This is a genomic window from Pseudomonas putida (assembly GCF_050990305.1).
Taxonomy (GTDB): Bacteria; Pseudomonadota; Gammaproteobacteria; order Pseudomonadales; family Pseudomonadaceae; genus Aquipseudomonas; species Aquipseudomonas putida_AH.
In genome coordinates this window covers 3,143,954-3,155,026 of the sequence record NZ_CP158817.1, presented here as the reverse complement: position 1 = coordinate 3,155,026, position 11,073 = coordinate 3,143,954, and the positions used below count along the sequence as shown (strand labels likewise).

7 protein-coding genes are annotated in these 11,073 nt (G+C 60.2%); 3 read left to right on the top strand and 4 right to left on the bottom strand.

Annotated elements, in window-relative coordinates; translation table 11 throughout:
* Positions 1-20: 20 nt before the first annotated feature.
* Together ABTV22_RS14220 and cax are read right to left on the bottom strand one after the other, a co-directional pair.
* Complete coding sequence (locus tag ABTV22_RS14220; RefSeq protein WP_433741060.1) at positions 21-1,178, bottom strand: HD-GYP domain-containing protein; 1,158 nt, start codon at positions 1,176-1,178, stop codon at positions 21-23.
* A 78-nt stretch (positions 1,179-1,256) separates the two neighbouring features.
* Positions 1,257-2,330 carry a calcium/proton exchanger gene (gene cax, locus ABTV22_RS14215; protein ID WP_433741058.1) on the bottom strand — a complete coding sequence of 358 codons (1,074 nt, stop codon included), beginning with the start codon at positions 2,328-2,330 and terminating at the stop codon, positions 1,257-1,259.
* A 317-nt stretch (positions 2,331-2,647) separates the two neighbouring features.
* On the opposite strand from cax, the gene ABTV22_RS14210 reads away from it, so the two are divergent.
* The 3 genes from ABTV22_RS14210 to ABTV22_RS14200 are packed head-to-tail and all read left to right on the top strand — an operon-like array spanning position 2,648 to position 8,350.
* Positions 2,648-3,739, top strand: a complete 1,092-nt coding sequence (locus tag ABTV22_RS14210) for an efflux RND transporter periplasmic adaptor subunit (RefSeq protein WP_433741402.1) — start codon at positions 2,648-2,650, stop codon at positions 3,737-3,739.
* The gene (locus tag ABTV22_RS14205) at positions 3,736-6,927 is read left to right on the top strand and encodes an efflux RND transporter permease subunit (RefSeq protein ID WP_433741056.1); all 3,192 of its coding nucleotides are present in this window, start codon (positions 3,736-3,738) and stop codon (positions 6,925-6,927) included. Before ABTV22_RS14210 ends, ABTV22_RS14205 begins: the two co-directional genes overlap by 4 nt.
* Before the next feature lies 1 nt (position 6,928).
* Positions 6,929-8,350, top strand: coding sequence for an efflux transporter outer membrane subunit (locus ABTV22_RS14200; protein ID WP_433741054.1), 1,422 nt, complete (start codon positions 6,929-6,931; stop codon positions 8,348-8,350).
* A gap of 1,102 nt (positions 8,351-9,452) precedes the next feature.
* Here ABTV22_RS14200 and ppk2 read toward each other — a convergent pair.
* Together ppk2 and ABTV22_RS14190 are read right to left on the bottom strand one after the other, a co-directional pair.
* The gene (gene ppk2, locus ABTV22_RS14195) at positions 9,453-10,274 is read right to left on the bottom strand and encodes a polyphosphate kinase 2 (RefSeq protein WP_433741052.1); all 822 of its coding nucleotides are present in this window, start codon (positions 10,272-10,274) and stop codon (positions 9,453-9,455) included.
* A 54-nt stretch (positions 10,275-10,328) separates the two neighbouring features.
* Positions 10,329-10,991, bottom strand: a complete 663-nt coding sequence (locus tag ABTV22_RS14190; protein WP_433741051.1) for a hypothetical protein — start codon at positions 10,989-10,991, stop codon at positions 10,329-10,331.
* Between the last annotated feature and the right edge of the window lie 82 nt (positions 10,992-11,073).

The following is an 11,073-nucleotide window of genomic DNA, read 5'->3' as shown; positions in this document are numbered from 1 at the left end:
TGATACTCGCACCCGGTTGTTCAAGGCTTGCGAGCTCTACGTTCAATGGCGGCCTGTTGCCTGGCCATGTCCTGATCACTGTCGAGGTAGCGATCGGCAATGGCCTGAAATTGCTCGGCGTTGTTGAGGAAAGCATCACAGATGTCCGGATCGAAATGCGATGCACGCCCCTGCCGGATGATCTCGACAGCCTGTTCGTGCGTCATGCCGGCCTTGTACACCCGCCGACTGATCAGCGCGTCATAGACATCCGCCACCGCCATCAGTCGAGCACTGATAGGAATGTCGTCGGCGGCCAACCCTTGCGGGTAGCCGCTACCATCCCACTTTTCCTGGTGGCTGTAGGCAATCTCCTTGGCAAGGCGCAGGAACTCCACGCAGATGCCCAGCTGATCCTCGGCCCGCTGAATGGCATCGCGTCCCAGTGTGGTATGGGTCTTCATGATCTCGAACTCTTGCTCGGTGAAACGTCCGGGTTTGAGCAGGATGTGATCGGGAATACCAATCTTGCCAATGTCGTGCAGTGGCGCGGACATGAACAACCGGTGGATGGTCTCGTCGGTCAAAAAGTGTCTGAAGCGTGGGTGATTGCATAGCAGCTCGGCGAGCAATTTGACGTAGTGCTGGGTGCGACGGATGTGGTTTCCAGTTTCGTTGTCGCGGGTTTCCGCCAGCGAAGCCATCGCCTGGACAGTGACGTCCTGGATGGCGGTCACCTCTCGAGTACGGCGTTGAACTTCCTGTTCCAGGAAGTCGTTCTTGTTTCGCAGAAAATCAGCTGCCGCCTTGATCTTCAGCTGGTTTTCCACCCGGGCCAGTACCAGCTGTGGGTTGATGGGTTTGGTGATGTAGTCGACAGCGCCCAATTCCAGCCCCTGAATCTCGTCATCCATGGATGCCAGGGCGGTGAGAAAAATGATCGGGATCGCGTGGGTACGTGAATCCTGCTGCAATTGCCGCGCGACCTGATAACCCGACAGGCCGGGCATCATGATGTCCAGCAGGATCAGGTCCGGCAGAGGGTCTGCTTGCAGCACACGCAGCGCTTTCTCGCCGCTGTTGGCCGCCTTGACTCGATAGCTGTTCTTGAGCAGGTCAGTCATCAACATCAGGTTATCGGGCGAATCGTCGACCACCAGAACAGTGGCCCTGGGATAAACATCGTGTTCATTCGCCATGGCTATCGGCACCCCCGCCAAGTAAGAAGCGCCGTATGGCGCCACTCCGTAGCATGCAAGCGTAGCCTCTAATAAATGCTATCGGACGGAGATATCAGGGGTGAAAAAGAAAGCCAGCCCCAGGATCAGATAGACGGCAAGCAATTGCACGCCTTTGAGCCAGTCGGAGCGACCATCGCCGGCAACCTGGCCGGTGATCAGCACGGCCACCAGGACACTGAGCACCAGGCCACCAGAAAAGGCCAAATCCATGGATGCCGGCCCCAGCACCAGACTGGCCAGTACCAAAACCGGCGCCACCAGCAGCGCGACCTGGACGCTGGAGCCGATGGCGATGGACAGCGCAAGGTCCATGCGATTTTTCAGGGCGGCCGAGACGGCCGACGCATGTTCAGCGGCATTACCCAGGATAGCCACGACAAATAGACCGACGAAGAGGTTACTCAGCCCGAGCTCGCGAGCGCTCGGCTCGATCGCACCCACCAGGATTTCACTGACCCAGGCGATCAGCACCGTCGCCACGCCTAGCACCAGCAAAGCCTTGCCCGCGGACCAAAGCGGAGGGTGATCCGAGCTTTGTTCGAAATCGACGTTCCCGGAAAACAGGCTTTTGTGGGTCACCAGGGAATAGACCAGGAACAAACCGTAGACCATCAGCAGAACCAATGAAATGTACAGGCTCAAAGGCGCAAGCCCCTGTGGATTGCGCGGCGCTACGGCTGCGTTGTAAGCGGCTGGCAGGATGAGTGCGATGGCGGCCAGGGTCAGCAGGGTTGCCTGGGACCGGGCCCCTGACACGTTGTATTGCTGTTCATGGTGGCGAAGGCCGCCAGCCAACATGGAGGCGCCCAGTACCAGCAGAATATTGCCGACGATGGACCCGACGATAGACGCCTTGACCACATCATAGAGGCCCGCCCGCAGCGCGCTCAGACCGATGATGAGCTCCGTGGCGTTGCCGAAGGTAGCATTGAGTAATCCCCCGACCCCCTCCCCGGAGCGCTCCGCAAGTTGTTCTGTGGCCTGTCCGAGCCAACCTGCCAGCGGCACGATGGCCAGGGCGGCCGCCAGGAAAACCAGCAGATGGCGCTCTGGCGCGACAAACTCCAGGACAATGCTGATGGGCACAAAGACCAGCATCCAGTAGAGCATGGGCGTCTCTCCTCACGCTGGTGCAAATGGGAAAAAGCGACGGATATCGCGTAAGAATGGATCACGCCCGGTGACTCGTCCACCGAAGGCGTCACAGAGGATGCAGCATTGCCACATATCGGATAGCGCTGTGCATAGATCATGGCTACGCTTCTGTTCGGGAAACCTAATGGAGTAAAGGCATGGGCGGAAAAAGAAACATTATCAGTCGGTTCGCAGGCTTGCCGATCGCCTTCCTGGCGGCGGGAATGGGCCTATTGGCCGGCTGTGGTAAAGAGCCCACCGCCCCTGCACGCAAGCCCCCAGATGTAACGGTAATGACGGTCACCGCCCGCGATACCCCGGTGACCTTTGAGTTCGTGGCCCAGACCGAGAGTTCCCGCGAGGTGGAAATCCGCGCCCGGGTCGCCGGCTTCCTGGACAAGCGTCTGTACACCGAGGGCGATCTGGTAAAAACCGGGCAAACCCTGTTCCAGATGGACCGCAAGCCGTTCGAGGCGCAGCTGCTGTCGGCCCAGGGCCAATTGTCGCAGCAACAGGCACGCTGGGAAGTCGCCAAGGCGGCCCTGGCGCGAGTGCGTCCATTGGCCGCACAAAACGCGGTGAGCAAGATGGACCTGGACAACGCGGTCGGTGAAGAACGCTCGACCCGCGCCGCCGTCTTGGCCGCTGAAGGTACCGTGCGTACCGCACAACTGAACCTCAGTTACACCACCATCACCTCTCCCCTCACCGGCCTTTCCAGCTACGCAAAGAAACAGGAAGGCAGTTATGTCACGCCGGGAGAATCGGGTCTGCTGACCACGGTTTCGCAAATGGATCCGATCTACGTCAACTTCAGTCTCTCGGAAAACGAAACGCTCAAGTACCGCGACCAGATTGCCAAGGGCCAGCTCAAGATGCCGCCACGCAGCGACTTCGTGGTCGAGGTGGTCATGGCCGACGGTTCGGTGGCCCCCGAGCGTGGTCATGTGAATTTCCTGGCGCCTTCGTTCAGCCCTGAAACCGGCACCTTCCTGGTCCGGGCAGTGCTGGCCAACCCGAATGCCCTGCTGCGTCCCGGTCAGTTCGTCAAGGCGCTGGCCAAGGGTGGCACCCGGCCAAACGCTATCTTGGTGCCACAGAAAGCCGTGCTTGAGGGCGCCAAAAGCCATTTCGTCTGGGTACTCAATGCCGAAGGAAAACCCGAGCAGCGCGTTGTCGAAGTGGGCGAATGGCAAGGCGATAACTGGTTCATCAGCCAGGGCCTGAAGGCCGGTGAGCGCATCGTGGTCGATGGCGCGATCAGGGTCACGCCCGGAGGACCGCTGAACATAGTCGACGCTGCCGCCGCAACACCGGCAGCCACCCCGGCCGGCGAAACAGTGAAAGCAGGTACAACCGGAGCAGCGGGCGGGAAAGCACCATGAGCATTTCTCACTACTGCATCGATCGGCCGATTTTCGCCTCCGTCATTTCCATCATCATCACATTGGCCGGTGCCGTGGCCATGCTTTCATTGCCGGTTGCCCAATACCCGGACATCACGCCCCCGCAAATCACTGTCGCGGCGACGTACCCGGGCGCCGATGCGCAGGTGGTGGCCAACAACGTGGCGGCGCCTATCGAGCAACAGGTCAACGGCGCCGACAACATGATCTACATGAACTCGTCGAGCTCCGCGACGGGCAACATGACCCTCAACGTGTTCTTCGAGATCGGCACCGACCCATCACTGGCTCAGGTAGACGTACAGAACCGGGTCAACCTGGCCCTGCCGCAACTGCCGTCCGCGGTGCAGAGCCAGGGTATCCAGGTGCAGAAGAAATCGTCGGCGTTCATGATGATTCTTTCTGTGTACTCCGAGGGCGACCGCTATGACAGCACCTACGTCGCCAACTACGCCAACCTCTACATCCTCGATGCCATCAAACGCATTCCGGGGGCTAACCAGGCCGCCATTTTCGGTACGCCAGACTACGCCATGCGCATCTGGCTCAAACCCGACCGCATGGCCCAACTGGGCATCACGGCCGCCGATGTGCAGAAAGCCGTGGCCAACCAGAACCAGCAATTTGCGGTCGGTCGCGTGGGACAATCCCCCACCGGGGGAGCGGTTGAACAGTCGTTTGCCGTGACCACCAAGGGGCGCCTGACCGAGCCTGCGGAGTTCGAAAACATTATCTTGCGCGCCAGCAACGACGGCGCCGCGATCGTTCGTCTCAAGGACGTGGGACGCGCCGAATTGGGGCAGAAGGATTACTCGTTACGCAGCACCTACCAAGGTAAACCGGCGACCTTGATTGCCGTGTATCAACAACCCGGCGCCAACGCCCTCGACGTTTCGGCGGCCGTGACCAAGACCCTGGCCGACATGAAGGCAACCTTTCCCGAGGGCATCCAGTACAAGATCGTGATGGATACGACAGCCTTTACCCGTGCTTCGATTTCCGAGGTGATTCACACCTTCTTCGAAGCCCTGGTGCTGGTGGTCATCGTGGTGTTCCTGTTCCTGCAGAGCCTGCGCGCCACGTTGATTCCGGTGATTGCGGTGCCGGTGTCCATCGTCGGTACTTTCATCGGCATGACGGCTTTAGGCTTCTCAGTGAACATGCTGACGCTGTTCGGCATGGTGCTGGCCATCGGTATTGTGGTGGACGACGCGATCGTGGTGATCGAAAACGTCGAACGCAACATGCACGTGCACAAGATGAACGCCAAGGATGCGGCAAAACGCGCGATGGACGAAGTGGCGGGCCCCGTGGTGGCGATCGTGCTGGTGCTGTGCGCGGTGTTCATTCCGGTCGCGTTCATGGGCGGCATTACCGGCCAGCTCTATAAACAGTTCGCGATCACCATCGCCATTTCCGTGGTGATTTCCGGCATTGTCGCCCTGACCTTGTCGCCGGCCCTGGCCGCCCTGCTGCTCAAACCGCAGCACGGTGAAAAGAACGCGTTCTTCCGCTGGTTCGAACGCAGTTTCGAGCGCATGACCGAGGGTTATTCACGGGCAGTGGCAATCACGATCAAGCGCTTTGTCGTCGCGCTGCTGTTGTTTGGCGGGATGATCGTGCTGATCGTCTTGATGGCCGGGCGTCTGCCCAGCGCCTTCCTGCCGCCCGAGGACCAGGGCTATCTGCTGGGGGCCATCATCATGCCCGATGCCGCGAGCCTGGATCGCACCGGCGAAGTCGGCACGGTGGCCAGTGACTTCTTCATGAACGATCCGTCCGTCGAAGGCGTGGCCATCGTCAATGGTTATAGCCTGCTCGATGGCCAGAACAAGAACAATGCCGGCGCCTTCTTCGTCGGCTTCAAGGATTTCGAAGGACGCTACAAGGACTCCGAGACCATCAAGGAACAGAGCGCCCCGGCGGTTATCCAGAAAGCGGCCCAGGCCTTTTCCACGGTTCAGGGCGGGGTCATTCTGCCGGTCAACCCGCCTTCCATTCCCGGCCTGGGCACCACCGGCGGCATGGAGGTCTGGGTCCAGAGCAAGGGTGATGCCAGCATGGACCAATTGGCGGAAATGGTCGCCACCCTGTTGGCCAAGGCCAAGCAGCGCCCTGAACTCGGGGCGATAACCTCAACCTTTAACGTGCACTCGCGCCAATTGATGGTCGATGTGGATCGGGAAAAGGCCGAGACCCTGGGCGTGCCGGTCGAAGATGTGTACAGCGCCATGCAGACCATGTTCGGCTCGCTGTATGTCTCGCAATTCAACAAATTCAGTCGTCTGTGGCAGGTCATCCTGCAGGCTGAACCGTCTTATCGCCTCAAAGCCGAGGACCTGGATCAGATCTACGTGCGCAGCAGGACCATGGAGATGGTACCGCTCAAGGCAGTGCTAACCAGCCGCTACGTCACCGGGCCCGACCTGCTGACCCGTTTCAACAACTTCCCGGCGGTCAAGCTCACGGCCAACGCAGCACCCGGCTACAGTTCCGGTCAGGCATTGGCGGCCCTTGAGGAAATCAGCGCTGAAATCATGACCAACGACTACGCGCTGGCACTGAGCGGCGAGGCCTTCGAAGAGAAAAAGAGCGGTGGCGCCTCCTCACAGGTGTTCATCTTCGGCCTGGTGATGGTGTTCCTGATCCTCGCGGCCCAGTACGAAAAATGGTCCCTGCCGATCGGCGTGCTGATGGCGGTGCCTTTTGCACTGTTCGGCGCTTTGCTCGCGGTCTTGCTCCGAGGCTTGAGCAATGACGTGTACTTCCAGATCGGCTTGACCATGCTGGTGGCGCTGGCGGCGAAGAACGCCATTCTGATCTTCGAGTTTGCGGTGTTGAACCGCGAGAATGGCATGTCGGCCTACGACGCAGCCATGACCGCGGCCAGGGAACGCCTGCGTCCTATCGTGATGACCTCCCTGGCATTCATCCTCGGTTGTGTTCCGTTGGCCATTGCCGTGGGCGCCTCCGAGAACAGTCGACACTCCATCGGTACCGGGGTCATCGGCGGGATGCTGGGGGCTACCGTGATCGCCGTCTTCTTCATTCCCATGTTCTATTACCTGATTGAGCGGATGTTCGCGAAAAAAGAGCCGAAACCCGTGGAGAAACCGTCAGCGCAGATTCCCGATGGCGCGGCGCAAAACCGACATGAGGGGGAGTGATATGCGTAAGCCTCCTCTTTCGTTGCTGTTGTGCCTGGGCCTCGCTGGCTGCATGGTGGGCCCGGATTACCAAGCCCCGCATATCGATACGCCGGCGGCTTATCGCTATGCCGACAAGGAAGCCCGGGACCTGTCCAACACCTTGTGGTGGGAGCAGTTCCAGGACCCGGTGCTCAACGATTTGATCCGCATCGCGCTGCAAGAGAACAAGGACATTAAGATCGCTGCCGCACGGGTGGAGCAATTCCAGGGGCGTTATGGTGAAACCCGCTCCCTGTTGTTCCCCCAGGTCGGGCTCGGCACCCAGGCTCAGCGCGCCCGCTCTGCCCGAGACAGCGGTCCGGTACCGCTCGATCCGTCCGTAGACCCGGTGTTCAACAACTATCAGGCTGCTCTCAATGTGAGCTGGGAGCTGGACATCTGGGGTCGCTTGCGCCGCCTCAGCGAATCCGCACGAGCCGATTTGCTGGCATCGGAGGAAGGTCGTCGCAGCGTCTTGTTGAGCCTGGTGTCGTCGGTGGCATCGAGTTACGTGACCTTGCGTGATCTTGACCGGGAACTGGAAATTGCCCGTACCACTGCCAAGGCCCGTGGCGATTCCTACGAGATTTTCAAATTGCGCTACGGCGCCGGCACCATTTCCGAAATGGAGTTGGCGCAAAACCAGTCCGAGTATGAGCGGACACTGGCAGCCGTCGCACAATTCGAACCCTTGGTTGCACAACAGGAAAACGCACTGGCCGTACTGCTGGGTCGCAATCCCGGGCCGATCATTCGCGGACGTGACCTTGGGCAACTGGTACTGCCCTCGGTGCCTGCGGGCTTGCCTTCGGACTTGCTGGAGCGACGACCCGATCTACGTCAAGCCGAGTTGAACCTGATCTCGGCCAACGCCCTGATCGGCGCCGCCAAGGCCCAGTATTACCCGACGATTTCCCTGACCGGGCTGCTCGGTTCTGCGAGCAACCAACTCTCGGACCTGTTCACCGGCCCCGCCGCTACCTGGTCCTACGGCGTGGCAGGGAGCATGCCGATCTTCACCGCCGGCGGCATCGCCGGGCAGGTACAACAGGCAGAAGCTTTCCAACAACAAACACTGCTGATTTACCAACAGGCGATTCAATCGGCATTCAGGGATGTGGAAGACGCCTTGATCGCATCTACCAAGTCCCGCGAACAAATGGCCTCTCAGGGTCGGCAGGTGGATGCGTTGAGCACCTACGCGCGATTCGCGCGGCTGCGCTATGACAACGGCTATACCGACTACATCGAAGTGCTGGATGCCGAACGCAGCCTGTTCGATGCCGAACTGAGCTACACCCGCACCCGCGCCCAAGTGTTCACGTCCATGATCAACCTGTACAAGGCCACCGGTGGTGGCTGGATAGGTAAGGCGGATGAGCTGACAGTATCCGGGAAATAACGCAGCCGTTGTTTGAACCTGTGGTGATGGGGCGCGGGCAGGCGTCCACACTCCCTTGCAGGAGCGATGCTTGCTCGCGATGGACGTCAACGATGGCGCAGGCTATCTGGATGGCCGTGTTGTCTATGCGTTTTTCGCGAACAGGCTTGCCCACATTTGATCTGTACCACACGCCAAGCCTGTCTCCACTGAAGATCCCCTGTTGGAGCGGGCTTGCTCGCGAAGAGGCCGGCCCATTCAACACTTATGGCGACTGACAGACCGCCTTCGCGAGCAAGCCCGCTCCTACATTTGATCTGTGCCACACGCCAAGCCTGCCTCCACTGAAGATCCCCTGTGGGAGCGATGCTTGCTCGCGATGGACGTCAACGATGACGCGGGCTTTCTGGATGCCCGTGTTGTCCTGACGTTTTTCGCGAGCAGGCTCGCTCCTACAGTTGGATTGAGGCATGCCTGAAAGGACTTGATCGTCAGCCAGTCAGCCATCGCTGGCAAGCCAGCTCCCACAGGGGTATGCGGACACCTGCCAAAACCAGGTCGGCTCGAAGGCCGCCTCGGCTTGGCTGTTGAGGTGTACGCCCCCTCGAGAGGCCGAGCGCAGGTTCTGCGCAGTGGGCAACCCGGCATGGATGCCGGGTTAGCCGCGCACGGCCATGGATGGCCGATCGCGGCGGGCCCACGGAGCAGGACCGGAGCGAGGGCATGCCGAGCCACGGCGAGGCACCGAACGAAAGGGGCAAAAGCGCTTGGTTACTTGGCGCTGTTCCAAGTGACCCGTTGTAAAAGCGGAACCGCCAGTGGCCGTGACCGCAGCAACGGATATGTACACCGTCCCTATTTCCCGCGAACAGCCCCCTGTAGGAGCGAGCATGCTCGCGAAAAACATCCAGACAACACGGACATCCAGACAGCCCGCGTCATCGTTGACGACCATCGCGAGCAAGCATCGCTCCTACAATTGGATCGGGGGGTGTGCCCGAAAGAGTTGATCGCCAGTCAGGTCGCCATGGCTGGCAAGCCAGCTCCCACAGGCGAACGCGGACAACAGCCAAAGCCAGATCGGCTCGAAGGCCGCCTCGGTAACCACCCAACACCGACCCACTCAGAATTTCTCAGGAATGTGCCTGTACGGATAATCCGGCTCGCGGTAGTTGCCCGGTTTCTGCCGCTTGGGCAGCACCACCTTCTCACGGGGCACTTCCTTATAGGGGACGCGGCTGAGCATGTCGGTGATGATGTTGAGACGGGCGCGGCGCTTGTCATTGGAGTCGGCCACCAGCCACGGCCCATATTCGGTATCGGTCGCCAGGAACATGTCATCACGGGCACGCGAGTAGTCATACCAGCGGCTGTAGGACTTGAGGTCCATCGGCGACAGCTTCCAGATCTTGCGCCCGTCCTTGATGCGCCCTTCGAGCCTGCGGGTTTGCTCCTCGGGGCTGACTTCCAACCAGTACTTGAGCAGGATGACCCCGGAATCGACAATGGCGCGCTCCAGCAGTGGCACGGCCTTGAGAAATTTATCGACCTGTTCCTGGGTACAGAATCCCATCACCCGCTCGACACCCGCGCGGTTGTACCAGCTGCGATCAAAGATCACCACTTCACCGGCCGCTGGCAGGTGCGGCAGGTAGCGCTGCATGTACATCTGGCTCTTCTCGCGATCGGTCGGCGCAGGCAACGCCACGACCCGAAAGACACGTGGGCTGACCCGTTCGGTCAGCGCCTTGATCGTCCCGCCCTTGCCGGCACCGTCGCGCCCCTCGAAGACGATGCAGACCTTGGCGCCCACTTGTTTGACCCACTCCTGCAACTTGACCAGTTCAACGTGCAAATGGGCCAACTGCTCCAGATAGTCCTTGTTCTTCAGTTTCGGGCTGTCTGCGGGCTGCTGCTTGCTCACGTGTTTTTTTTCTTTTGCCATGTTCAACTCCTTACGAAAAATAATGCTGCAGAGCTCCAGGAGCAGGATGGCGGTCTATCCCCCGAGAGCGATAATGGCGGCGATCAACAGCGCCCCGGTAATGGTCAGTGCAATCGCGCCTTGCCACGGTTTCGCCCCCGCGTACCGAGCCAGCATCCAGCCGGCCACGAACAACACTGCGAGCCCGATCAGGTTGGAAATGCGTACGGCAAGCTGGGTCTGTTCAAGCAACAGGAACGGCACCACCAGGGGGAACGTCGAAGCCACCACCAACAGGAACACGCCGAGTGCGCCCTTGAAATCCTCCAGGCCCAGACGCGGCGGCACGGCCCTGTCCGGTTCCTCGATCAGGCGGCGACGCAATAATTCCAGGCCATCGGTACCGGCCGCTATCGCCAGGCGCGGCGGCAGTGCGTCCGCTACCAGCGCCTGTCCGGTGGCGGCATCCGCGCCACTGCACAGGTTCGCCAGCAGTGTGCGATTGCGTGTGCGTTCGATCACGGTCCGCAGCAGATACATCACCGCATCGGCCAGCCCCCAGGCGAGGTTGCAGCCGAGCGCGGCCAGCATCATCACCCGTTCCGCCTCCTGATCGGCGGTGACCACGCTGATCGTTCCGGTAAATGTCATCGCCATGAGCAGGCCGAAGATGACCTCGGTGACACGATCGACTGGATCAAGCACACGTCCCGATTTTTGTTCACCATCGTTTTGCATGTGTCCAACCTTGGCGGAGCCGAGCCTGAGTGATGTTCAATGAGTGGGTCATCCAGCAAGAATTGAGTGTAGTTTGAAACAC

Coding starts and splice junctions, on each gene's coding strand:
- ABTV22_RS14220 (WP_433741060.1), bottom strand. CDS start 1,178: ATGGCGAATGAACACGATGTTTATCCCAGGGCCACTGTTCTGGTGGTC.
- cax (WP_433741058.1), bottom strand. CDS start 2,330: ATGCTCTACTGGATGCTGGTCTTTGTGCCCATCAGCATTGTCCTGGAG.
- ABTV22_RS14210 (WP_433741402.1), top strand. CDS start 2,648: ATGACGGTCACCGCCCGCGATACCCCGGTGACCTTTGAGTTCGTGGCC.
- ABTV22_RS14205 (WP_433741056.1), top strand. CDS start 3,736: ATGAGCATTTCTCACTACTGCATCGATCGGCCGATTTTCGCCTCCGTC.
- ABTV22_RS14200 (WP_433741054.1), top strand. CDS start 6,929: ATGCGTAAGCCTCCTCTTTCGTTGCTGTTGTGCCTGGGCCTCGCTGGC.
- ppk2 (WP_433741052.1), bottom strand. CDS start 10,274: ATGGCAAAAGAAAAAAAACACGTGAGCAAGCAGCAGCCCGCAGACAGC.
- ABTV22_RS14190 (WP_433741051.1), bottom strand. CDS start 10,991: ATGCAAAACGATGGTGAACAAAAATCGGGACGTGTGCTTGATCCAGTC.